The 24,022-nt window shown below is 55.8% G+C and carries 23 protein-coding genes; 15 read left to right on the top strand and 8 right to left on the bottom strand.

What is annotated here, in order from left to right; all coding sequences use genetic code 11:
* Positions 1–3 precede the first annotated feature (3 nt).
* The 5 genes from nlpI (at position 4) to yedF (ending at position 4,609) form a co-directional block, all read left to right on the top strand.
* On the top strand, positions 4–888 hold the full coding sequence (gene nlpI / locus FHU12_RS19545) for a lipoprotein NlpI (protein WP_004933495.1): 885 nt from the start codon (positions 4–6) through the stop codon (positions 886–888).
* Positions 889–1,004: 116 nt separating this feature from the next.
* Positions 1,005–1,085: a protein YrbN gene (gene yrbN / locus FHU12_RS27580; protein ID WP_099032700.1), complete on the top strand. Its 81-nt coding sequence runs from the start codon at positions 1,005–1,007 to the stop codon at positions 1,083–1,085.
* Positions 1,075–3,012: a DEAD/DEAH family ATP-dependent RNA helicase gene (locus tag FHU12_RS19535; RefSeq protein ID WP_102985550.1), complete on the top strand. Its 1,938-nt coding sequence runs from the start codon at positions 1,075–1,077 to the stop codon at positions 3,010–3,012. The genes yrbN and FHU12_RS19535 overlap by 11 nt, the downstream gene beginning before the upstream one ends.
* 146 nt (positions 3,013–3,158) lie before the next feature.
* Positions 3,159–4,373 (top strand): selenium metabolism membrane protein YedE/FdhT, encoded by a 1,215-nt coding sequence (gene yedE / locus FHU12_RS19530; RefSeq protein WP_141971297.1) that lies wholly within the window; start codon positions 3,159–3,161, stop codon positions 4,371–4,373.
* Positions 4,370–4,609 carry a sulfurtransferase-like selenium metabolism protein YedF gene (gene yedF / locus FHU12_RS19525; RefSeq protein WP_004933486.1) on the top strand — a complete coding sequence of 80 codons (240 nt, stop codon included), beginning with the start codon at positions 4,370–4,372 and terminating at the stop codon, positions 4,607–4,609. The genes yedE and yedF overlap by 4 nt, the downstream gene beginning before the upstream one ends.
* A gap of 38 nt (positions 4,610–4,647) precedes the next feature.
* Here the strand turns inward: yedF and FHU12_RS19520 are convergent, their stop codons facing one another.
* Complete coding sequence (locus FHU12_RS19520) at positions 4,648–5,661, bottom strand: luciferase-like monooxygenase (protein ID WP_049294845.1); 1,014 nt, start codon at positions 5,659–5,661, stop codon at positions 4,648–4,650.
* A gap of 230 nt (positions 5,662–5,891) precedes the next feature.
* On the opposite strand from FHU12_RS19520, the gene FHU12_RS19515 reads away from it, so the two are divergent.
* From FHU12_RS19515 to FHU12_RS19505, 3 genes are read left to right on the top strand one after another with little or no spacing between them, the layout of a single operon-like run.
* On the top strand, positions 5,892–6,863 hold the full coding sequence (locus FHU12_RS19515; RefSeq protein ID WP_141971295.1) for an HlyD family secretion protein: 972 nt from the start codon (positions 5,892–5,894) through the stop codon (positions 6,861–6,863).
* Positions 6,845–7,999, top strand: a complete 1,155-nt coding sequence (locus tag FHU12_RS19510) for an ABC transporter permease (RefSeq protein WP_141971293.1) — start codon at positions 6,845–6,847, stop codon at positions 7,997–7,999. Before FHU12_RS19515 ends, FHU12_RS19510 begins: the two co-directional genes overlap by 19 nt.
* Positions 7,996–9,135: an ABC transporter permease gene (locus FHU12_RS19505; protein ID WP_141971291.1), complete on the top strand. Its 1,140-nt coding sequence runs from the start codon at positions 7,996–7,998 to the stop codon at positions 9,133–9,135. Before FHU12_RS19510 ends, FHU12_RS19505 begins: the two co-directional genes overlap by 4 nt.
* 1,188 nt (positions 9,136–10,323) lie before the next feature.
* Here the strand turns inward: FHU12_RS19505 and FHU12_RS19500 are convergent.
* Together FHU12_RS19500 and FHU12_RS19495 are read right to left on the bottom strand one after the other, a co-directional pair.
* The gene (locus FHU12_RS19500; protein ID WP_141971289.1) at positions 10,324–11,565 is read right to left on the bottom strand and encodes an SPM autocatalytic domain-containing protein; all 1,242 of its coding nucleotides are present in this window, start codon (positions 11,563–11,565) and stop codon (positions 10,324–10,326) included.
* An 830-nt stretch (positions 11,566–12,395) separates the two neighbouring features.
* On the bottom strand, positions 12,396–12,794 hold the full coding sequence (locus FHU12_RS19495; RefSeq protein WP_221627854.1) for an Ltp family lipoprotein: 399 nt from the start codon (positions 12,792–12,794) through the stop codon (positions 12,396–12,398).
* Between the two features lie 504 nt (positions 12,795–13,298).
* On the opposite strand from FHU12_RS19495, the gene FHU12_RS19490 reads away from it, so the two are divergent.
* From FHU12_RS19490 to FHU12_RS19480, 3 genes are all read left to right on the top strand, one after another.
* Complete coding sequence (locus FHU12_RS19490) at positions 13,299–15,125, top strand: fimbria/pilus outer membrane usher protein (RefSeq protein ID WP_185742329.1); 1,827 nt, start codon at positions 13,299–13,301, stop codon at positions 15,123–15,125.
* A gap of 355 nt (positions 15,126–15,480) precedes the next feature.
* Entirely contained in the window at positions 15,481–15,714 is a 234-nt protein-coding gene (locus FHU12_RS19485; RefSeq protein ID WP_141971285.1) for a YgdI/YgdR family lipoprotein, read from the top strand.
* A 405-nt stretch (positions 15,715–16,119) separates the two neighbouring features.
* The gene (locus FHU12_RS19480) at positions 16,120–16,338 is read left to right on the top strand and encodes a TM2 domain-containing protein (protein WP_141971283.1); all 219 of its coding nucleotides are present in this window, start codon (positions 16,120–16,122) and stop codon (positions 16,336–16,338) included.
* 147 nt (positions 16,339–16,485) lie between these two features.
* On the opposite strand, the gene FHU12_RS19475 is transcribed toward FHU12_RS19480, so the two are convergent.
* Positions 16,486–16,707, bottom strand: a complete 222-nt coding sequence (locus FHU12_RS19475; RefSeq protein ID WP_141971281.1) for a DUF2188 domain-containing protein — start codon at positions 16,705–16,707, stop codon at positions 16,486–16,488.
* A gap of 971 nt (positions 16,708–17,678) precedes the next feature.
* Here FHU12_RS19475 and FHU12_RS19470 point away from each other — a divergent pair.
* Positions 17,679–18,467 carry an alpha/beta hydrolase gene (locus FHU12_RS19470; protein WP_141971279.1) on the top strand — a complete coding sequence of 263 codons (789 nt, stop codon included), beginning with the start codon at positions 17,679–17,681 and terminating at the stop codon, positions 18,465–18,467.
* A 13-nt stretch (positions 18,468–18,480) separates the two neighbouring features.
* Positions 18,481–19,023, top strand: coding sequence for a chorismate mutase (locus FHU12_RS19465; RefSeq protein ID WP_025305079.1), 543 nt, complete (start codon positions 18,481–18,483; stop codon positions 19,021–19,023).
* A gap of 127 nt (positions 19,024–19,150) precedes the next feature.
* Here FHU12_RS19465 and FHU12_RS19460 read toward each other — a convergent pair whose 3' ends face one another.
* Together FHU12_RS19460 and ubiU are read right to left on the bottom strand one after the other, a co-directional pair.
* Positions 19,151–20,029, bottom strand: a complete 879-nt coding sequence (locus tag FHU12_RS19460; RefSeq protein WP_141971277.1) for a U32 family peptidase — start codon at positions 20,027–20,029, stop codon at positions 19,151–19,153.
* Positions 20,030–20,040: 11 nt separating this feature from the next.
* A complete protein-coding gene (ubiU, locus tag FHU12_RS19455; protein WP_048321239.1) occupies positions 20,041–21,036 on the bottom strand; it encodes a ubiquinone anaerobic biosynthesis protein UbiU in 996 nt (331 codons plus the stop codon).
* A 258-nt stretch (positions 21,037–21,294) separates the two neighbouring features.
* Here ubiU and ubiT point away from each other — a divergent pair, with 258 nt between their 5' ends.
* Positions 21,295–21,816: a ubiquinone anaerobic biosynthesis accessory factor UbiT gene (ubiT, locus tag FHU12_RS19450; protein WP_039567957.1), complete on the top strand. Its 522-nt coding sequence runs from the start codon at positions 21,295–21,297 to the stop codon at positions 21,814–21,816.
* Entirely contained in the window at positions 21,810–22,313 is a 504-nt protein-coding gene (locus FHU12_RS19445) for a GNAT family N-acetyltransferase (protein ID WP_033648656.1), read from the top strand. The genes ubiT and FHU12_RS19445 overlap by 7 nt, the downstream gene beginning before the upstream one ends.
* On the opposite strand, the gene FHU12_RS19440 is transcribed toward FHU12_RS19445, so the two are convergent.
* Together FHU12_RS19440 and potE are read right to left on the bottom strand one after the other, a co-directional pair.
* Positions 22,300–22,605: a GIY-YIG nuclease family protein gene (locus tag FHU12_RS19440; protein ID WP_141971275.1), complete on the bottom strand. Its 306-nt coding sequence runs from the start codon at positions 22,603–22,605 to the stop codon at positions 22,300–22,302. The genes FHU12_RS19445 and FHU12_RS19440 overlap by 14 nt on opposite strands.
* An 86-nt stretch (positions 22,606–22,691) precedes the next feature.
* Complete coding sequence (potE, locus tag FHU12_RS19435; RefSeq protein ID WP_047571695.1) at positions 22,692–24,008, bottom strand: putrescine-ornithine antiporter; 1,317 nt, start codon at positions 24,006–24,008, stop codon at positions 22,692–22,694.
* Positions 24,009–24,022 lie beyond the last annotated feature (14 nt).

Raw genomic sequence — 24,022 nt, 5'->3', positions numbered from 1 at the left:
GAAATGAAGCCTTTCTTGCGCTGGTGTTACGTTGCGACAGCACTCATGCTGGCAGGATGCAGCAACCATGATTGGCGTAAAGACGAAGTTTTGGCAATCCCGTTGCAGCCAACGTTGCAGCAGGAAGTGATCCTGGCGCGCATGGAACAAATTCTTGCCAGCCGGGCACTGACGGATGACGAACGCGCACAGCTTTTATATGAGCGCGGTGTGCTGTATGATAGCCTCGGGTTACGTGCATTAGCGCGCAATGATTTCTCGCAGGCGCTGGCGATACGTCCCGACATGCCGGAAGTTTTCAACTACCTGGGCATTTACTTAACGCAGGCAGGCAATTTTGATGCTGCCTATGAAGCGTTTGATTCTGTACTAGAGCTTGATCCAACTTACAATTACGCGCGTTTAAACCGGGGCATCGCACTGTATTATGGCGGCCGCTTCCCGTTGGCGCAGGATGATCTGCAGGCGTTTTATCAAGACGACCCAAACGATCCCTTCCGTTCGTTATGGCTGTATCTGGTGGAGAGAGAAATCGATCCCAAGAAGGCCGAGGTAGCGCTTCAGCAGCGCTATGACAAAGCGGACAGAGGGCAATGGGGATGGAATATTGTCGAATTCTACCTGGGCAAGATCAGCGAAAAAACGCTGATGGAACGCCTCAAGGCAGATGCAACGGATAACACTTCGCTCGCTGAGCATCTCAGTGAAACTGACTTCTATTTGGGTAAACACTACCTGAGTCTGGGGGACAAGGACACCGCTTCGGCGCTGTTCAAACTGACGGTGTCTAACAACGTTCACAACTTCGTTGAGCACCGCTATGCATTGTTGGAATTGGCGCTTTTGGGCCAAGAGCAAGACGACCTATCGGAATCGGACCAGCAATAGCTGACGAACACCTATCAGCCTGATGAACATTGGTTTTTAACCAAAGTTATCGCCTTAACGGGCGAGGGCTTTTTTGTTCGTTTTATAATCTAATTTGAGCCGGTTCACACTTTTCAATGAAAATGACTGAAAATTTTCTCGACGAGTTATGTAGACTGGCTGCCATTATTAATGAGGCACGTGTACATGACGACTGAGTTTGAAACCTCTTTTGCTGATCTGGGGCTGTCTGCTCCAATCATTTCCGCCCTGAACGATCTGGGCTATGAAAAACCATCTCCGATCCAGGCTGAGTGTATTCCTCACCTGTTGAACGGCCGCGACGTGCTGGGCATGGCACAGACCGGTAGTGGTAAAACTGCAGCGTTCTCGCTGCCGCTGCTGCACAACCTGCAGGCAGACCTGAAAGCACCTCAGATCCTGGTGCTGGCACCGACCCGCGAACTGGCGGTTCAGGTTGCTGAAGCGATGACCGATTTCTCCAAACACATGAACGGCGTCAACGTGGTAGCCCTGTACGGCGGCCAGCGTTACGACGTGCAGCTGCGCGCTCTGCGCCAGGGCCCGCAAATCGTTGTGGGTACCCCAGGCCGCCTGCTGGACCACCTGAAGCGCGGCACCCTGAACCTCTCTAACCTGAGCGGTCTGGTGCTGGATGAAGCCGACGAAATGCTGCGCATGGGCTTTATCGAAGACGTAGAAACCATCATGGCTGAGATCCCGGCTGAACATCAGACCGCGCTGTTCTCCGCCACCATGCCGGAAGCGATCCGTCGCATTACCCGCCGCTTCATGAAAGAGCCGCAGGAAGTGCGCATCCAGTCCAGCGTGACCACCCGTCCGGACATCAGCCAGAGCTACTGGTCGGTCTACGGCATGCGTAAAAACGAAGCGCTGGTGCGTTTCCTGGAAGCTGAAGACTTTGACGCGGCGATCATCTTCGTCCGCACCAAGAACGCGACCCTGGAAGTGGCCGAAGCGCTGGAGCGCAGCGGTTACAGCAGCGCCGCGCTGAACGGCGACATGAACCAGGCGCTGCGTGAGCAGACCCTGGAGCGCCTGAAAGACGGTCGTCTGGATATCCTGATCGCGACCGACGTTGCGGCCCGTGGCCTGGACGTTGAGCGCATCAGCCTGGTTGTCAACTATGACATCCCGATGGACTCTGAGTCTTACGTTCACCGTATCGGCCGTACCGGTCGTGCGGGCCGCGCCGGCCGTGCGCTGCTGTTCGTGGAAAACCGCGAACGCCGCCTGCTGCGCAACATCGAACGCACCATGAAGCTGACCATCCCTGAAGTGGAGCTGCCAAACGCAGAACTGCTGGGCGAGCGTCGTCTGGCCAAGTTCGCCGCGAAAGTTCAGCAGCAGCTGGAAAGCAGCGATCTAGATCTGTACCGCGCACTGCTGACCAAACTGCAGCCGGAAGAAGAGCTGGATATGGAAACCCTGGCCGCAGCGCTGCTGAAAATGGCTCAGGGCGAACGTCCGCTGATCCTGCCGCCGGATCCGGTCTTCAAACCGCGTCAGCGCCGCGAGTTCAACGACCGTGACGATCGTCGCGGTGATCGTGGCGACCGTCGCGACAGCCGCGATAGCCGTGACGGCGACCGTCCGCGTCGCGAACGTCGTGACGTTGGCGAAATGCAGCTGTACCGCATTGAAGTGGGCCGTGACGATGGCGTAGAAGTCCGTCACATCGTTGGCGCTATCGCTAACGAAGGCGACATCAGCAGCCGTTACATCGGTAACATCAAGCTGTTCGCGTCCCACTCCACCATCGAGCTGCCAAAAGGCATGCCGGGCGAGATCCTGAATCACTTCACTCGCACTCGCATCCTGAACAAGCCGATGAACATGCAGCTGTTGGGCGATGCACAGCCGTTCGAACGCCGCGAGCGTCGTGACGGTGGCAACGGTGGCGAGCGTCGTGGCAACGGTAACGGCCGTCCGTTCAACGGCGAACGTCGCGAAGGCGGCCCACGTCGTTCCTTCGGCGAACGTCGTGAAGGCGGTAACGGCGGCGAGCGTCGTGGCGGTAACTACAACCGTGACGGCAAGCCGGCGCCACGCCGTGATGACGGCGCACCGGCAGCACCACGTCGTCGTTTCGGCGACGCGTAATCGCTGATTCACCGTTCGCGGTGAAGCGCTCTGAAAAACCAGCCTGCGGGCTGGTTTTTTTATGCCTGAAAATTGCCGTCAAACGCCCCCGAATGGCGTATCATTCATAAGGTTTTTTCTTACGGATGATATGCACGGGAGATGCCATGAGTTGGCAGCAGTTCAAATCTCAATACCTGGTGCGCTTTTGGGCGCCGCTGCCGGCGGTGATCGCCGCCGGGATCCTTTCTACCTACTACTTCGGCATGACCGGCACTTTCTGGGCGGTGACCGGCGAATTCACGCGCTGGGGCGGCCATGTGCTGCAGTGGTTCGGCCTGCACCCTGAGCAGTGGGGTTATTTCAAGGTTATCGGCCTGCAGGGCACGCCGCTGGAGCGCATCGACGGGCGCATGATCATCGGCATGTTCGCCGGCTGCATCGCCGCTGCGCTGTGGGCCAACAACATCAAGCTGCGCCAGCCGCAGCATCGCATTCGCATCGTGCAGGCGCTGCTGGGCGGCATCATCGCCGGTTTCGGCGCGCGCCTGGCAATGGGCTGTAACCTGGCGGCATTCTTCACCGGTATTCCGCAGTTCTCGCTGCACGCCTGGTTCTTCGCGCTGGCGACCGCCGTCGGCTCCTACTTCGGCGCCAAATTCACGCTGCTGCCGATGTTCCGTATCCCGGTCAAATTGCAAAAGGTGAAGACCGCCGCGCCGCTGACGCAGAAACCTGAGCAGGCGCGCCGCCGCTTCCGGCTGGGCATGGCGGTCTTCGGCCTGGCGGTGGCCTGGTCGCTGTGGACGCTGTTCGATGCGCCGAAGCTCGGCATCGCCATGCTGTTCGGTATCGGCTTCGGTTTGCTGATCGAACGCGCGCAGATCTGCTTTACCTCAGCGTTCCGCGATCTGTGGATCACCGGCCGCACCCACATGGCGAAAGCCATCATCATCGGCATGGCGGTGAGCGCCATCGGCATCTTCAGCTACGTGCAGCTTGGCGTGGCGCCGAAGATCATGTGGGCTGGCCCGAATGCGGTGCTGGGCGGCTTGCTGTTCGGCTTCGGCATCGTGCTGGCCGGCGGTTGCGAGACCGGCTGGATGTACCGCGCGGTGGAAGGGCAGGTACACTACTGGTGGGTGGGGCTGGGCAACATCATCGGCGCTACGCTGCTGGCCTATTACTGGGACGATCTGGCACCGGCGCTGGCGACCGACTACGACAAGATCAACCTGCTCGACACCTTCGGCCCGATCGGTGGCCTGCTGGTGACCTATCTGCTGCTGGCGCTGGCCTTTGCCGCCATGCTGTGGTGGGAGAAGCGCTTTTTCCGCGCCCGGCCTGAGGCGCAGGTGGTGAATTTGAGGAGCATGCCATGAAAGAGACGACGATAGTGCCGGACTACCGGCTGGACATGCTGGGCGAGCCTTGCCCGTACCCGGCGGTGGCGACGCTGGAGGCGATGCCGCAGCTGAAGCCGGGGGAAATCCTGGAGGTGATCAGCGATTGCCCGCAGTCGATCAACAACATCCCGCTCGATGCGCGCAACCACGGCTACAAGGTGCTGGATATCCAGCAGGACGGGCCGACCATCCGCTATCTGATCCAGCGTTAACGCCGAGGCGGTGGGGCTCCCCACCGCCTTTTCGCTTTTTATCCCTTCACGATGTCGCCTTGCACTCCGGCAACAATCTCGAACGAACGCAGCCGCGCCTGGTGATCGAAAATCTGGCCGTTGACCATGATCTCGTCGGCATCGGTTTCACGCAGCAGCGTTTGCAACCCGTGACGCACGGTTTTTTCATCGCCGACGATCGACATCCGCAGCGCCTGCTCGACGCCGTATTGTTCACCGGCGGTCCACAGCGCGTGGATGTTATCCACCGGCGGCGGCAGCGGGCCGGGCGAACCGCGGCGCAGATTGATGAACTGCTGCTGCATCGAGCTGAACAGGAAGCGCGCATCGCTATCGCTCTCAGCGGCGATCACGTTGACGCACACCATGGCGTGCGGCTGTGCCAGCTGTTTGGACGGTTTGAAATTCTCGCGGTACAGCTGCAGCGCCTGGAACAGCATATCCGGGGCGAAGTGCGAGGCGAAGGCGAACGGCAGGCCGAGCTGCGCCGCCAGCTGCGCGCTGTAGAGGCTGGAGCCGAGCAGCCAGAGCGGCACGTGCAGCCCCTGGCCCGGTACCGCCTGCACCGGCTGGCCGGGCTGCGCGTCGCAGAAATAGTTTTGCAGCTCCTGCACGTCGCGCGGGAAGGTATCCACATCGCCGGACAGATGGCGACGCAACGCCATCATGGTGCGCTGATCGGTGCCGGGCGCGCGGCCCAGCCCCAGGTCGATACGCCCTGGGTAAAGCGACTCCAGCGTGCCGAACTGTTCGGCGATCACCAGCGGCGCATGGTTCGGCAGCATCACGCCCCCGGAGCCGAGGCGAATGCTCTGGGTGCCGGCGGCCAGATAGCCCAGCAGCACCGAGGTGGCGGCGCTGCCGATGCCGGTCATGTTGTGGTGCTCGGCCAGCCAGTAGCGCTGGTAGCCCCAGCGCTCGGCGTGCTGCGCCAAATCCAGCGAACAGTGGAAAGCGTCGCGCGCTTTGGCCCCTTGCGGGATTGGCGATAAATCCAGTACCGAAAGCGGTACCGCAGTGTGTTCAGTCATGACATCGTCCATCAGAGAGTGGATCGCTTAAAGGGCGATTGCAGGAGTCTGCATACCAAAAAACCGAAAATGATGCTTTTTAGTGTTAAAAGCATAATCCAATTTATAGTTATAAAAGAGGAGATATGTGCTTGTGATATCCTCATGAGCGCAATGGTGTTTTTTGGAGCAATTTAAGACATGGAAATGATGATCCCCGCCCGCCGCTTACCGTTCCGGGAGCCGACATAATGAAAAAAAAGACGCTGTTTACCCTGTTGCTGATGATGGTGGCGATCGCATTGGCGATCTTGTTCCGCGCGCACAATCAGGATCTGTTACTGCAGGGTGAAGTGGATGCCCCCGAAGTGATCGTCGCTTCCAAAGCGAAAGGCCGGGTGGTTGAACGCCTGATCGAACGCGGTGACGATGTGAAAAGTGGTCAGCTGATTATCCAGCTCGACAGCCCCGAACTGATGGCGCAGCTGCGTTCTGCGCAGGCGACGCGCGACGAGGCCAAGGCGCAGCTCGAGCTGTCGCTGCACGGCACCCGTGAAGAGAGCATCCGCAACCTGCGCGCCAACCTGGCGCAGGCCGAGGCGCAGTACCGCAATGCGCAAAACGACTACAACCGCAACCTGAGCGTGGCCGGCAAAGGCTATATCTCGAAGTCCGAGCTGGACGCCTCGCGCCGGGCGCGCGACACAGGCTTCCAGCAGGTACAGGCCGCCAAGGCCAACCTGGATGAAGGCATCAACGGCGACCGCGTCGAGCAGCGGCAGCAATACGCGGCGGCGCTGCGGGCGGCGGAAGAGAACCTGCTGCAGATCCAGGCGCAGAGCGACGATCTGCAGGTGAAAGCGCCGGTAGACGGCGAAGTGGGGCCGATCCCGGCCGAAGTGGGGGAATTGCTGAACGCCGGCAGCCCGCTGGTGACGCTGATCCGGGTGCCGGACGCCTACTTCGTGTTTAACCTGCGCGAAGACATCCTGGCCCACGTGCGCAAAGGCGACAAGGTCAAGCTGCGGGTGCCGGCGCTGAAGGACAAAATGATCGACACCGAGGTGCGCTACATCGCGCCGCTGGGGGATTACGCCACCAAACGCGCCACCCGCGCCACCGGCGACTTCGACCTGAAAACCTTCGAAGTGCGCCTGTATCCGTCACAGCCGGTGGACGGCCTGCGTCCGGGGATGAGCACCTTATGGCAATGGAAAGAGTAAGGGCCGGCTGGCGCTGCTTCAGTCACGCGTTCGACAAAGAGTGTCGCGTCGCCTTTCGCAGCCCGGTGGTGCACTGGCTGAGCTGGATCTTTCCGCTGATCCTGTTTGCGCTGATCAGCAGCAACTTCTCCGAAGGCACGCTGCTCGATCTGCCGGTCTCGGTGGTGGACAGCGATCACAGCCCGCTGTCCAAATCGCTGACGCGGCGGCTGGACGCCGGTTCGCACGCCCACGTCGAGGCTTACGGCGGTGGGCTGCCGGAGTCGCTGAGCCGCCTGCGCAGCGCGCAGGATTACGCGTTGCTGTATATCCCGCCGGACTTCGAGGCCAACGCGCTGTCGGGCAAACAGCCGAGCGTGGTGATGTACTACAACGCGCTGTTCTACGGCGCCGGGCTGTATTCCACCCAGGACTTCGGCGGCCTGATGAACGAAATCAACGCCAGCACCCGCAGCATCATCGCCACCGAGATGGGCAAAACGCTGCCGCCGCTGGCGGACGTGACGCTCTCCTACGGCAGTCTGTTCAACGCCAGCGGCAGCTACATCTATTACCAGCAGTTCGCCGCCACCATCCATTTGCTGCAGCTGTTCGCGGTGACCTGCATGATCTACGTGCTGGCGCGCAGCAAGTCGCTGCTGCAGGCCAAGCCGTTCAGCCTGGCGCTGCTCGGCAAGCTGGCGCCGTACACGCTGTGTTTCACCACCCTGCTGATGGTGGAGATCGCGGCGCTGGTGGGCATCTTTGACGCCCGCGTCAGCGGCAACCCGCTGTTTATGTTGATGATCGGCCTGTTTTACGTGATGGCGGCGCAGAGCATCGGCCTGCTGCTGTATACCTTTACCGGCAGCACCATCACCGCGTACAGCCTGATCGGTATTTTGGTCAGTATCGCGATGACGTTCTCCGGCATGGCGGTGCCTGAGCTGTCGATGCCGCTGCCGGCGCGCATCATTTCCAACATCGAACCGCTGACCCACGCGCTGTACGCGATGTTCGACGTGTTCCTGCGGCAGGTGCACGCCAGCGCCATTTTCAGCGTGTGTGCGCTGCTGGCGGTCTATCCGCTGGTGACCGCGCTGCTGGTGCGTAATCGCCTGCCGGCGCGGCTGGCAAAAGAGGGGAACACCGGATGAAGCTCTATTGGCAAACCTTCGTTAAGGTACTGCTCGGCATGCTGGAGCGGCCGGTGTGGCTGATGCTGATCCTGTCGCTGTGCATCATGAGCATGGTGTACGCCAACCGCACGGTGTGGGATCTGCCGGTGGGGGTGGTCGATCAGGACCACAGCACCGCCAGCCGGAAGCTGATCCGTCAGCTGGACGCCACGTCCAAGATAGCGATTGAAACCTACGACAGCCTGGAACAGGCGCAGCGCGATCTCAGCTGGCGCAAGCTGTTTGCGGTGATCATCATGCCGGTGGATCTGGAGAAGAAGATCCTCAGCGGGCAGAACATCGTGGTGCCGGTGTACGGCGACGCCACCAACCGCTTGGCCAACGGCCAGATCCAACAGGACGTGGTGGCGGCCTACCAGCAGCTGTTGACGGAGTACAACAACGGGCTGCTGCTGCGCAGCGGCTTCAGCGAACGGCAGGCGCAGATACTGTTGACGCCGATACTGGGACAAACGCTGGACGTGTTTAACCCCGGCATCAGCTTCGCGGCGATCATCTTCCCCGGCCTGCTGGTGATGCTGTTGCAGCACTCACTATTGATCGCCTGTATCCGCGTCAACATCGCCATGAAGAGCATGCCCGGCGGCAAGGCGCCGCTGGCGGCGCACCTCGGCGGGCTAACGGCGCTGCTGCCGATCTGGCTGTTCCTGTCGATCGTGCTGTTCGTGCTGTGGCCGTGGGTATTGGGCTATCGGCAGACGGCGAACATCGCCGAACTGCTGTTGCTGACCTTCCCGTTCCTGCTGGCGGTACTGGGGCTGGGCAAGCTGGTGACCGAGTGCCTGCGCAGCGTCGAGATGATCTACCTGACGCTGGCGTTCATCACCACGCCGGTCTTCTACCTGTCCGGCACCATCTGGCCGCTGCAGTCGATGCCGGCGTGGGTGCGCGCCATCTCGTACAGCATTCCCTCCACCTGGGGCACCAAGGCGATCGCCGGCGTCAACCAGATGGGTCTGTCGCTGAACGAAGTGTGGGGGGACGTGATGATGATGCTGATGCTCGGCGTGGTCTACACCCTGCTGGGCTTTGGCGTCGGCTTCTTGCGCAACAGCGTGGCGCTGCGCGGGATGTTCAGGAAGCGGCGGGCGTAGGGGGGTATCTTGTTGTTATAGCGCAAAAACTCGGTGATCCTGCTTTATTGCTATAGGTGGTTTTTTTATTTATTAGATTTCAAAGGGTTATGTGGCTGCCCGGATGCTTAAATCGCGGTGAAATCTCGTAGATGTTTAAAGTTAATATAATTCAACTAGATATATTTAGAGTATTCCCCGCGAGAGCGGGGATAAACCGAGAATTCGTTGTACCGAGCGACAGTCGCACTTTGTCATTCACTAGGCAGGAATTTCGCGGGAATTCAGCTTTCTCGATGATATGCCAGCCGTTCACTGTGCCGACAAAAGTGCGTCTGAAAAATTATTACCTCTCCGCAATCTTCCTAACCTTCACGGCGGTGATGGTTCTCCGCAGTTTCCTGCCGTAAACATCACTCGCCTGATAATAAGTATCCATATAACCACTCTATTAAATTACCGGGCGCCCGTATCTGGTTGATCCGACTTTCTGGATTATGGCAACTTTCCGGAAATGTTCCACGGCGGGAAAATAATCATACCGTGGTTTTCGGCCCGGAGCCGCAGTTAACGATCAGGCCGGTCAAACACAGCATCTAGAAGAAAACTCAGCTGAACAAGTGCCACATGTTGTGTTGACGGGGGCTGCGGAGAAGGGGGACGATCGGGTGATCCGAAACTGCCAGAAATCGGATTTGCGTGGCAAAAAACTGAGTAAGCCGATTTTCTTTACTTCTTGCATGTCATTGTTGATAATGAAAATCATTATCAAAAGGAATGTATATGAAGAAGTTAAACAAAGTCATAGTGTGGTCAAGCCCATTGATACTGTTGATTAACATGATAATACTTTATTCTTCGAGCGTAATATTATCGTTAGACCTCTCTAAATTTCATGAATTGAAATATAGCTTTTATTTGTTCTCAATATTTATTACTCCAATCATGTTGGTTCTGTACGTGGTCAGCATTTTCAATTATCGAAAGAACAAATGGCACTCATCAACAGCAATGATTGTAATAATGGTTGCAACATTGATAGCTAATGCAGTGAGTTTTCCATTTGCATACCACTATTTTTATAAGAACGACAGTATTACTATCGCGACATTCATTCTGTCATCCCTGCTCGGTCTCTATGTCTGCTGGGTGCTATACTGCAACAAGAAAAACCTCGCGTAATAGAAACGCGAGGTGGACACATCGGTATTAGAAGTATTTAAAATACACGTCAGACATCTCGTGTTTCTTCCCGTTAATGACGGCATATGCTCTTTCACCGATCATATTGCCGTTATCGTCTTCTTCATCTACATTGTCAAATTCGACACAGAGAGATTCAACCCCAAGTTCGGTTAACGAAAAGATTTCTCCATCATCGACAATACCATCTCCATTTTTATCGATCCAGACTTTCAGTTTTGAGAAAGCAGGGTCTGATTGATCAATAACCCCATCATTGTTACTGTCGAGTCGGGCCAGTTTAAAGAATCCTTCACCCCGTTCCATCCCACCAAACATATCGTTGATGCTATCAACCTGGCCGGTGCCTTCATTATCACAAATCAGAAAGCCAGAGCCAGGTGTGATCCAGCCTGTGTAACACCGATCGCCAGACCCAGCTATGTCAAACATGGCTTTTGCCCCGACTACAGAAGTGGTTTTAATGCCAAGTCCGTCTAGATTGATGACAATGGGTGACACAAGCGTTAAATATGCGACCAAATAGTTCTTACTAGAAGGACAGTTGGTTCCCCGAGTAACGAGAAACTCTTTCACGTTATCCCATGCATAGTTTGAAGGCTCGGCAGCAGGAGCTCCATTTACCCGACGTCTAGGAATTGAATAGCTGTCGTTAACGAATTTTGAGTCGCGATAAAGTTTTAACGGGCTACCAATATTTGCAGGAATAACCCTGAGGATTTTCACGCCATAAATCCTTTCGAAGTCATCAATATTACTTTGCAAACTACGACGTTGTCGATGTGAATTATCAATAGGACATGCGGTGTCTCTGAGTTTAGAGTAGGCTTTAAGAACAGAACCATCCTTAAGATAGTTACCTAAGTTTTCATTAACCAAACACAAAGCTTGGGTAGCAAAATCAACGCAGTTCCCCCCCCATAGCTCGTATTCCTTCTCCTTGTTTTTGGTTTTTATTGAACCTTGTCGCACGTAATCCCAGGATTTTAGAAAGGCATTTTCTTCAGGATAAATATAAGACTGGTTATACCACGCTTGTCCCTTGGACATTCGTGCTTTGTTAGTCTCTGTTTCCTCCAGAATACCACTCCAGCTGTTGTCGTGGTTGGCACCATAAGTGCCAAGGTATTTTCCGTCTTTATCGTAATAGGACAGATTAACGTGACCAGGTGTGAAGTCACGTGCTGGATCGCCAACCAGGATGTTGCCGTGGAATTGGTTTACAACAATGTACGGTTTGTTAGCCATGATGAAACCCTCAAGTAATGGAATATAAGTCACACAGAAAACTGTATAAATGTACAGTAAAAAATGCTAAACGAACTTATCTATTAGATCAAGTGATAATGATTTTTATTTGCATTTATTGGATAACTGATTGAGTTTAAATAAATAACTTTTCTCAATTCAAAGTTTGAGCGTTAAGGTTGAGGTGGGGCGTATCGGTCTACTCGGTTAAATGGGGGGGCAAATGTGAGCCAATACGGTACCGGGCACTTGATAACTGCCTTACTACTTGCGAGAAGCGGGTAGCAATGGCAGCTGTAGTGGTCAAGTAATACTGGGCATGGCGAGATATCAGCGGGGTTCAGGCTGTTCGGAAATGGGTCGTTCGCCAAGTCCAGGGGGATGAGGCTTTTCTGAACCTGCTGCTGATGCTTCGGTATTATGGCACCAGTAGCGCGCAGGGCTATTATCAAGCGCTTCCGCTGGCAGATATGACCAGAATTTCTGGGCGATGTTCAGAAAGTGCAAGAGCGTATTGAACGCATCAAGCAGGCCGGCAAGTTCGCGGAACAGGTTAAACAGGTCGAACAGTCGATCAGGAGAAGCCGCTAATCACCGTGGAATTCGTTGATGGGATCTTGCCGGCCAGGGGATCACGTCACGAATGACTGTCCCCCTGCAACACAACGCACCTGTGCGACCATTCCCGTCGCCAGGCTGACGTTAACAGGGGGCGCTTGGAAAACGGAAATTATCCTAAGTGAATAAAAAACCGCATGTTGGGGGAGCAAACACCGGCGCCATGGAATTCGGTGGCTCAAGTGTAACCATCGGTTGAGCCACGCCGTTTTTTAGCAGCCACCTGCCTGTTTTGCACCGTAGGTTGCCTGGTCAACGGTGTATTTGTCTCCGGCATTTGAGGAAAGTTGATGAATGAGGCCTTTGCACGAGAAGCCCATCATACTGAGATACTGCCTGGCTGATTTCACCGCCTCCTGATTCCAATCAATGTTCAGGCTGTCCACGGCTACCGTAGCGTCAGATATCTCGTAACCATCCCCCGCATCCGATGAGAGTTGCTGAATCAGACCGCTCCGTGAGAAGCCCGCCACACTGAGATACTGCTTCGCAGATCTAGCGGCATTTTTTTGAGGCCCAGTCAAATCTCCCGCCCATGTAGGCGCAGCGACAAACACAGCGGCAGTCAGTACTATCTTCAAAAAATTCATTGAAATATCTCCATAATTCATACGGCGCCTTTCACGCCCTCTAAATCCTTGTCTCGCGAGCCAATTTTACAGGGGGCGCGTGCAAAAGTGAAAATATCCTAAGAAATATCCTAATAAAGAAATGATGGCATGGGACAAAATGCTGCATTGCGGTCAATCAACTCGAAATCAATTACAAGCAATTGATTTATTGGACATCGCGCGCATTCTTCGGCGAATTTAAGCGCTTCATGATCGGTGCATTGCGCCGGCCGTTCCTCACAGACCCCGACGCCAGGCTCTGTGCGACAGGCATGGCGGGACACCGTTTTATTCTCTCAACGAACTCAATGCCCAACGCCACATCTGTTACACTCGCGGGCTTTGCAAGTTGCCCAGCGTATTGGAACGGTCTCGTTGTTACAGGTTATCCTTCAGTCAGGCATAAGACTGCCACGTCACCAATCGTTGGGATGGGGACTCTCATTTTTAGCGGCCTTGTCTCCCTCTGGTACGTATGCGGCGAACGGCAAGGGAACAACACGGTTGCCCTCGCAAAATCATGCTTCTGATCCTCACTGGGATGACGGTATTCCCGGTCTTATCTTCGACTATACCGCCAACGCTCAACTCCAGCGGCAGCGGGACGAAGGTATCGATTACAGTTTCAGCGGTAATGGAACGACGGGGGCGAATATCGGCGCCTGGCGCTTGCGCGCAGACTGGCAGGGGAGCCTGGAACGCAAGGCCTACTTCGGTATGGATGCCTCCCACTCCCTGGATATCAGTCGCTATTACGCCTACCGCGCCATTCCTGCCTGGCGGGCAAAACTCACACTGGGTGAGAACTACCTCGACTCCAGTATTTTTGACAGCTTTCGCTTCGCCGGTGTAACGCTGCTTTCCGACGACAGCATGCTCCCTTCGACCCTGCGCGACGCGGTTCCTGACGTGGCGGGGATCGCACGCACCAATGCGAAAGTCACCATCAAGCAGCAAGGGCGTGTGCTGTATGAAACTCAGGTAAAACCCGGCCCGTTCCGTATCCAGAGGATCAACGGCGCCGTCGCCGGCGAGCTCAATGTGCGTGTTGAAGAACAGGACGGCAGTGTGCAACTCTTCTCGGTCAATTCGGCCGGCAGCCCCTATCTGACACGCGGTGGCGACATTCGCTTCAAGTTGGCCGCGGGAAAACCCTCGGCCTGGGAGCATTATTTGCAAGATCCTCCGTTTAGCGCCGGCGAGGTGTCATGGGGGGTAGGAAACGGATGGTCCTTATACAGCGGGATGATTGTCGCGGGCGATTACAGCGCGCTATCCTTGGGCGCCGGTCGGGAGTTTGCTCACCTGGGCGCACTCTCTTTAGATATGACGCGTGCCCAGGCGTATCTTCCTGCGGATAATGAAACCCTGCGCGGCAATGCGATCCGGGCCCGATACACAAAATCGTTCGACGATCTCGACAGCCAGATAAGTTTTACCGGGTATCAGTTCATGGATCAGGATTACATGGGCATGAGCGACTACCTGGACTCTCGGGTTTTGGGGTTTCGCATCAGCGGCAATAAAGCCATGGAAGTGCTTTCGGTCAGTAGACAATTCAGGGAATTGGGCCTCAGCATCAGCCTGAGCTATAACTACCAGTCCTACTGGGATTCACCGTCCAGCGATCGCTACACCCTGCAGGTTTCTCGGGATTTCGACCTTGGAGGACTCAAGGATCTGAACCTGTCCGTTTCGGCCTATCGCAATACGTATGCCGGCGCCAACGACGAAGGCATGTACGTATCGATTTCTATCCCTTTGCACAGCAACGGCTATATCAGCCAAAGCCTGGCCATAGAGCAGGGGAAAGCGTCACACAGGATCGAATACGCGGATGATATCGATGAAAATAACAGCTACCTCATCACGGCAGGGCATTCACGCAGCCAGTCCAGCTTAGGCGGTTATTATGATCATGAAGGTGACATCGTCAGCCTGAATGCCAACGTCGACTTGCAGGAAGGGCAGTATGCAGCAGTGGGGTTCTCTGCACAGGGAGGAGCAACGCTCACTCCTCAGGGCGGCGCTTTTCATCGCGTCGATGTCCCCGGCAGTACGCGCCTGTTGTTCGATTCCCGGCGTGACGTGGGTACCCCATTCTATGAAGAAAGTCATGCCATCCCCGGCAACCGCTGGGGTAAGGCCGTCATCGCAGACGTGCCCGATTATCAGCCCCTGCGCGTGGGTATCGGCAAATCAAAGATCCAGGAACCCGACGTGACGCAGTGGCAGAACGCCTTGTCAGAGGGAGCGATCGGTCATCGCCCGTTTGATACTCCCCCGACGAGAGAAAATAACGGTGACGAGGGAAGCACGAGAGGAAATTGAAAATTATTTATTAATCACTAGGATAATACTTCATAAGTGACAATAACCGACAGTATGGCCATAAAACCGGAAATGCACAGGAGCGTCCCTATGGTGACCAAGGTAGTAATTAGGAATTTTCTCATCGCAATATAAATATCTGAGTTAACCAACCGCACAGGAGGCCTGGCGAATAATGCAGAGGCTATTTGTCTGCGTGGATGCAAGATAGCAAATATTTTACGAAATGCACGCGCTGTTTAGGCAACGTTGCATAGTTTCGCCGATCTTTTGAGCGGATGAAATTTTCGCATATTGTTTGCAAACAACCGGGAATGTTATCTTTTTTGCAAGCACATAACACAGGTAGTAAACGATGAAAAAGATGTCTCTGTTGGCGATCGCCGTAAGCGCGCTGGGTATGTTCGCCGTTGCCGGTTGTTCTTCCAACCAAGCTATCAAGACCAAAGATGGCCGCACGATTGTGACCAGTGGTAAGCCCTCGGTTGATGCGGATACCGGACTGATTTCCTACAAAAACGCGCAAACCGGGAAACGGGAACAGATTAACCGCGACCAGATCACGGACATGAACACGCTCGACAACTGAGACGGCGCCGCGTTCAGCAAGTTCCGGGAGCCATTGCAGGATGGCTTCCCTTTCATTTTTTCTTTCAGATCGCACCCTGACGCTGTTCAGTCCCTTTAATTCCCCCTTGAAATAAATTTAACTTTTTCAAATCAATGCTCCACATTTATCTTGAGCAAGGCGTTAACGTGGCACGCTCTCCTTTCCTTGCGCCTGATTTCTATTTTATAGCCCGGCTGCGGGTGATGCAGATCTGCCGTTTTAATATCGCTGAGACGGTTAACCTTTCGTTTAATAATTTGTTGCTAAGCTTAATATTGAGTAAGCTTAGCATACGTGCTGGCACCATTGAGGTCAGGATCTCTGCGAAGCAGAACCCTGTTACCCATAGTGATAGTCGATTGAAAGGCAAGAAATATTTTATATATGAACAGAAAAGAGAAACTGCCGGCGGCCCTGTTGGCCATATTTCTGGGCGGATTAGGCATACATAAATTTTATTTGGGCATGAAGTGGTGGGGGCTGTTCTATCTGCTTTTATGTTGGACGGGGATCCCGTCAATTGTCGGCTTTATCGAAGGGATAGTCTTTTTATTCCAGTCGGATGATAAATTCAACCGTAAATATAATACCGGCCGAATTTAACACGCAAACTCGACGCTTCATACTGCCTCGGCAGGCGCGCAATCAGGAAGGCTCGATCACCTGGTGTGAATTGACCCTCGATGTCATTTCGGGTAACGACCATGAGCGGTATGGTGTGTAAAAAAGGCGCCCTCAGGCGCCTTAGTCTTATCCTTTCGGTGGGAAAGGGTCTTTCCCGTGCGAGTCCTTGTCACGGATCTGTCCGTTAGGTCGGTGGATCACCAACTCACTTTCCTGATTGCGAGCGATCCCTCTGCCGGCATCGATAGCCTGCTGTTGGGTTGAGTGAACCGACGTGACTCTCTGATTCCCTTCGCCACGCACAGCCCACTGCCCGTTGTGCGGTACAACATGCTGATTTTTTCCCACAGCCACACCCTCTAGTAGATGATGAAATTAGAATATACTGTGTGTTCTGAAAATATAAAACACAATATATTGATATTCAGCTCACAAATCCTCCATGAGGATACACCGTCGCGTTCACACCACACACAACTTTTCCCGGGGGACAGAAGAGCAATGATGCAACCATTTAGAAATAGGGAGAGACAGGGGGAGGGTCATATCAAACAGCGTTCACCTGCAGCTGACGAGAGCAGAGCGAACGCGATGCTCATGCTGGCCAGCATCGTGACGCTTTGCTCATGCGATGCCATTTAACATAATGCACATTATCTGTATTTCTTAACATTTTCAATTTGTTACATAATTAACTCTTGGCGTAAACTTCTGCCACGCCGCTGAATCTATACTTTGGTCATATCGACAACAAGAGCACCTGCCTATGTGTGGCCGCTTTGCGTAATTCCATAGGTGTTCCCCGCGCCAGCGGGGATAAACCGATGCGGTTCAACCGCCATCAAGTCGGACGTGATGTATTCCCCGCGCCAGCGGGGATAAACCGCTGAGCGAACTGAGCAAGCCTGTGGCGTAGGCGTATGGGAAATCGGGGTTAACGGAAACGCAACACGGCTGGAGAGCGCCTGTCTGGCGCTGCAGTGTTATGTTCTCTTTTTGATAAGGACATTCCTAATTCTTTCAAACTTATCATCCCTAAAAAATAAGCATTCGACTATTTAGCCAAAAGTGATATTTGCCGGAATAGAACATTGCGTATCCAACTTTAATTGTTATATTTCTATCTCGCGCAGAATGATTAGATTCTCTTAATTATTGATGTGTGTGATGAACTCCTCGGGATTTACGATATGAGCATGCGGAAATCATTAAGCATCGGGTAATTCAAATGATTACTCGCTCATAGCCATGAGATTGGTCTGTAAACGGGATGTTTCAGATAGGTGCCGTTATGTAATAAATATGAAGGAGCATGACTTATGACGAGTAAAGTAAGCGTTCAAACGGTGTTGTTTGAATATCATGGGCAAAAATATAAGCTCTTCCTGGCATGGGATAAAAGACACGTTGGGTGTAACAAACTAAATCCATTGTATTTCTTAGATGCCAACCGACAGTTTGATACCATGATTAAGGCGGATTATCACGGTGATGATGTTTCCCCTGTACTCTATATAGGAATAGGCTATCAGGAAGGGGTAGACATTAAGGCGGCTCGCACATTTGACTATACGGTAAGTGATGGCAGCGAGCGTTTTAAAGACGGGGGCGGGGCGGAGCAGTTCTATCGATTTATTCAGGATGTCGTCAAACCCTGGATCGAATGTCGTTTTAAGATCAATAAGCAAATGCAAACGCTGGCGGGGCATTCGTTCGGTGGGCATTTCACTTTATATGTGGCGTTTAATCATAATACGGCTTTTCAGCGCTATGTTGCCGCCAGCCCCTCCCTCTGGTGGGCGAATGGCGCGGTGCTGCCCGAAGGCGACGTTAAGCTTGCCGCAAGCATTGATTGGTTATCGCTGCTATTAGGCAGCCGCGAAGAGCGGGCGGAGCCAGACAGTACCGATCTTGAGAGAGAAATCTTCCAGCGTATTGAGGATAACCCAAGGTTGAACATCAGGAATCTGGCGTCTGAGTTAGTGAAAGAGGGCGAGCGCTGCAGCTTCGAGTTTCTTCCCGGGCGAAAACACCCGGCGGTCGTAAAAGATTATGCACGCATAGCGAATTTCGTTGCGAGCCAAAAACCACTGCCAACCGGGCTGTGACAGGAGAGGTTAAATGGATTTTAAAGTGACGAGAGGGTTGCTGCTTTTGGCTGGATTATTTTTCTCTATCACGGCGGTAGCAAAGCCTATTCAAACCGACGAGACCGCATCATTGATTAACCAGCGGTTGTCTTACATGAAAGACGTTGCCGGGTATAAGGCAAACAACCATCTGGCCATTGAGGATTTGCCTCAGGAGGCCAACGTATTGGCCAATTCAGTCCGCGAGGCAGAAACATTGGGATTGGATGGCAAGACGGTGGCTCCCTTTATACAGGCGCAAATGGACGCCGCCAAGGCGATTCAATATCGTTATCGGGCAGACTGGTTGTCGGCACCGGAAAACGGCTGGCAGCCGGAACCGCTGGATAGCGTAAGAGCGAAAATCAGCCGTTTGAATACCCAAATTTTGACCAGCGTCAGCAATAAATTAAAGAAAGGCGAGCGTTTTAACGACAGGTTTGCCTTTATGAAATCCCTTGAGCAAACCCACCTGAAAGTCGGCGATAAAGAGCGCCTGTGGCAGTCCTTAAAACAAATTGCGTTGAAAAGGTAATCGCCGCCGGCGCAGGCACTGAATACGCCCGATGAGTGATCTCGGGCGCATTTTCCTCGCTGGCGGCCAGCCGGATGATCGCGTCGAAGGGCCGCTCAGGCGAGAAAAAGAATAGCGGTGGCTTCCATCACCCCACCAACTCCAACCCCGCCACGCGGCGCCAGTAGCCGTTACAGTCGGCGTGATCGGTCAAGGACAGCGGCTGCTCGCCATGCTCGTTGGCGCGGAAGGCGTCGATTTGCGCCAGCGTCTCGGTGCCCTGCGGTGACAGCCGCACGATGTCCACCAGCCCCTGCATGCTCGGCAGCTCGTTGCCGAGGTTGTAGCAGTAGCCGCTCATGGTCTGGATGCCGTTGAGCACGAACACCTGCTGTTGCTCCTGCGAACGCATCATGCGGCCCTGCGGATACTTGATGCAGCAGGTTTCGCACTCGTCCTTGCCGCGGTTTTCCGAGCGGGCGGTGAAGCAGCGCGCCGAATAGGCCAACGGCAGGTGGCCGTAGCTCAGCACCTCCACCTCGAAGTCGTGGCGGAAGCCCAGTTCGTCGCACTGCGTCAGCAGGTTGGCCAGCCAGTCGCGTGACAGCTCGACCGGCATGCACCAGCGCATCATGCCCTGGCGGCGCAGCAGGCGCAGGGTATAGGCGTTGTAGCAGTTCAGCGCATGGCCGGCGACGAACGGCAGACCGCGTTCCGCCGCCATGTTGACCGCGCCCAGATCGTTGGCTTCAAACAGGAACTCGCCGTTCTCCACATAGCGTTTCAACTCATTCAGCTCGGACGGCGCCTGCAGCAGCGCCAGCGTGGAGATCACCACCTGCTTGCCGCTGCGGGCGATGTCGCGCGCCAGCGCCAGCCAATCGCCGACCTTCATCTCGCGCCGCTTGGTGCAGACGCTCTCGCCGAGATAAATAATGTCGGCGCTGCTCTCCGTCGCCTGTTGATAGAACGCCGCGATGTCGTTTTTCGGCCAGTAGTAGAGTACCGGCCCCAATGCGTATTTCATTTTTCCTCCGGCTACTGCCATTTGCGGTGATAGGCGCCCAGCGTGGTCTGGGTGCCCTCGGACATCGCGCCCAGCGTCTCCATCCAGGCGGCGTCGGCGCGGTAGGCGGCCGGATCGGCCTGGCAACGGTCGATCGCCTGGCGCCAGACGCGCGCCACCTGGCTGACGTAAGCCGGGCTGCGCTGGCGGCCTTCGATCTTCACCGAGGCGATGTTGGCGGCCAGCAGCTCCGGCAGCAACTCCAGCGTATTGAGGCTGGTGGGCTCTTCCAGCGCGTGGTAGCGCACGTCGTCCACCAGATAGCGGCCCTTGCACAGCGTCGGGTAACCGGCGTTTTCATGGTCCTGGTAGCGGTCGATCAGCACGTCGTTCAGGCGCGACTCCATGCCCTGCGGGGTTTGCTGCCAGCGCACGAAACGCGCCGGCGAACAGGCGCCGACGGTGTTCGGCGACTCGCCGGTCAGGTAGGAAGAGAGATAGCAGCGCCCCTCGGCCATGATGCACAGGCTGCCGAAGGCAAATACTTCCAGCGGCACCGGGCTGGTGCGCGCCAGCTGTTTCACCTGGTGCATCGACAGCACGCGCGGCAGCACTACTCGGCCCACGTCGAAGTTGCGTTGGTAGAAACGGATCGCTTCCTCGTTGGTGGCGGAAGCCTGCACCGAAACGTGGCGTTCCAACTGCGGGTAGCGTTGGGCGGCGTATTCCAGCATCGCCAGATCCGCCAGAATCAGCGCGTCGGCGCCCAATTGGGCCGCCATATCCACCGCGCGCTGCCAGCGGGCGTAGCCGTCGGGATGGGCGAAGGTGTTGATGGCGATATGCAGTTTGCGGCCGTGGCGATGCACGTAATCGACCGCTTCCTGCAGCTTTTTCTCGGTGAAGTTGAGGCCGGCGAAGTGGCGCGCGTTGGTATCGTCTTTCAGACCGATGTAAACGGCATCGGCGCCGTTATCCACCGCGGCCTTCAGGGCCGGCAGGTTGCCGGCGGGACAAAGCAGCTCCATAGATTTATCCTGGCTTAGCCGTGCGCCCGGCCGGGCGCACGCTGTCTTTAAAGGTTGCCGGCGGCGGTGTTCCGCCGGCAAACGCGAATCGGGGAGGCCATTTTAGGCAATGGAGCGCACACAGGTTTTGATTTGAGGCAGCTTATGGCGTATTGATAAACATGGCGGTGAAATGCACTATTTGTTGATATAGACCGCTGAAGCCGCGCGCCAGTGTGGCAAAATAGCGATAGTCCGTATTGAAAGGAGTGGATGACCGTGTTGGAACAACTACGAGCACGCCTTGTGCGCCAGGGGCCGTCGCTGCTGCGCATCCCGCTGAAATTCACGCCGTTCGCTCTGCAGCGTCAGCTGCTGCAACAGGTGCTGAGCTGGCAGTTCCGCCAGGCGTTGGCGGATGGGGATCTGGAGTTTCTCGAATCGCGTTGGCTGAAGATCGAAGTTCGCGATCTGGCGCTACAATGGTTTATGACGGTAGAAAACGACAAACTGGTGGTCAGCCAGCACGCCGAAGCGGACGTCAGCTTCAGCGGCGACGCCAACGATCTGATCCTGATCGCGGCGCGCAAGCAAGATCCGGATACGCTGTTCTTTCAGCGTCGGCTGCAGATTGAAGGGGATACCGAATTGGGCCTGTATGTGAAAAATTTGATGGACGCCATCGAGCTGGAAAGCATGCCCGCGCCGCTGCGCATGGGGCTGTTGCAGTTGGCTGATTTTGTCGAAGCAGGGTTGCAGGAGGGCACGGCGTCGGCTTCCCGTGTGGCGGTATCATGCTGATCCGCGTAGAGATCCCGGTAGATGCGGCGGGCATCGACGCCTTGCTGCGCCGCGCCTTTGGCCGCGATGACGAAGCCGATCTGGTGCAGCAGCTGCGTGAAGACGGCCTGCTGACGCTGGGCGTGGTCGCCACTGACGACGAAGGCGGGGTAGTGGGTTACGCCGCGTTCAGCCCGGTAGACGTGGCCGGCGAAGACCGCCAATGGGTGGCGCTGGCGCCGCTGGCGGTAGACGAAAGCCTGCGCCGCCAGGGGCTGGCTGAAAAGCTGGTGTACGAAGGCTTGGATTCGCTGAACGAATTCAGCTACGCCGCGGTGGTGGTGCTGGGCGATCCGGCCTATTACGGCCGCTTCGGCTTTAAACCGGCCGCCGCCTATGGCCTGAACTGCCGCTGGCCGGACACGGAAAGCGCGTTTCAGGTGTATCCGCTGGCGGAAGACGCCCTGAATGGCGTCAGCGGCGAAGTGGCTTTTTCGGCGCCGTTTAATCGCTTTTAACGATCGGCAATAGATACTCCAACGACAGCGGCGGGTGATTCACCAGCCGCTCTTTTTGTATTTTGCTCAGCTGTTTGACGCGATATTCCAGCTTCAGCGCCGTTGAGCGATCCCCCACCTGGCAGTGAAACGCCAGCGTCAGTTCCCCTTTACCGCGCAGCGCCTTGGCGCCTTTGCCGGCCTGATGTTGCGCCAGGCGGCGCGCCACGTCGGTGGTAATGCCGGTATACAGCAGGCCGCTCGGTAAACGCAGCATGTAGAGGTGCCAGGGAGTGGGGGAGGTATCCGTCATCGTACGCCGTTTCGGTGGCCAGGGTCGGCGTATGATGGCATGTTCGCCGTCACAATCCCATCCCCGGCCGCCGGTGCCCTACCGCTTTACCCCTTTTTTCCCGCCAGCTCGAAGCGCGGCGAAACGATGCCGTACAGCGTCCAGCCGAGGAAGGTGGCGATGGCGCCCCACATCATCGCTTCCTCACCGGAGCTGTAGAGCGCATAGAAGCTGTACAGCGCGCCGATGCCGGCGATGATATTGGCGATGCGCGCCTTGTTGTCCGGCACCTTCGCCACTTTCTGAATAATGACCAGTGCCGCCATCGAGAGGATGTAAGGGATGATGTTGGTCACCACCGCCAGGTTCACCAGCACGTTGAACTGCTTGTTCAGCGATGGGCTGATGGTCATCAGCGACAAACCGCTCTGGATGACGACGATGGTCAGCATGCCTTTAACCGGCGCGTCGGCCTTGCTCAGCTTGGAGAAGATTTTCGGGAAGAAGCCGCTGTCGGCGGAGGATTTGAACACCTGAGCGATGGTGAACTGCCAGCCGAGCAGCGAGCCGACGCAGGACATGACCATCAACGCCATGATGATCTTGCCGACCGTTGGGTTGAACATGTGGGAGAACGCCAGCCCGAACGGGGCGGTGGAATTGGCCAGATCCATGTTCGGCACAATGCCGGCGATCACGTTGGTCGAAATGATATAGATCACCGCCGCGCTGAGGGTGCCGCCCAGTACGGCGATCGGCACGTTGCGCTCCGGGTTTTCCACCACGTCGGTGTTGGCGCAGGCGGATTCCAGCCCCAGGAACGCCCACAGGGTCATCGAGATGGAGGCGCCGATGGCTTCGAAGGTCGGCACCTGATGCGGGTTCCAGGCGGCGACGTAAGCGCTGCCGCTGAACCAGTACCAGCCGATGACCGAGATGCCCACCACCGGAATGATCACGCCCCAGACGGTGATGCCGCTGATTTTGCCGGTGATACGCGCCCCGCCGAAGTTGGCGACGGTCGCCAGCCACAGCACGCCGATGGTGGCGATACAGATCCCGAGCGGGCTGAGCGTAGCGCCAAACAGCTCGGTGCCGTAACCGACGGCGGAAATGGCGATGGCGATGTTGGCGATCAGCAGCGAAACGCCGTAGGTGTAGTTCGCCATAAAGTTGCCCGATTTGCCGAAGGCGTATTCGGCGTAGCCGCCCATGCCGCCGGATTTACGGCTGAACATGCCGCATTTGGCGAAGGCGTAGGCCAGTGCCATCGAGCCGACGGCGGTCACCAGCCAGGAAACGATCGAAATCGTGCCCACTTCGGCCAGCTTGGTCGGTAGCATAATTATGCCGGAACCCATCATATTCACGGCGGTCAGGATCGTTAATTGCACGACCCCCATTTTATTATTTGACTTACTCATGATCATTTTCTCTT

It is taken from the genome of Serratia marcescens (assembly GCF_006715005.1).
Lineage (GTDB): Bacteria > Pseudomonadota > Gammaproteobacteria > Enterobacterales > Enterobacteriaceae > Serratia > Serratia montpellierensis.
This window is presented reverse-complemented; position numbering and strand designations above follow the sequence as displayed.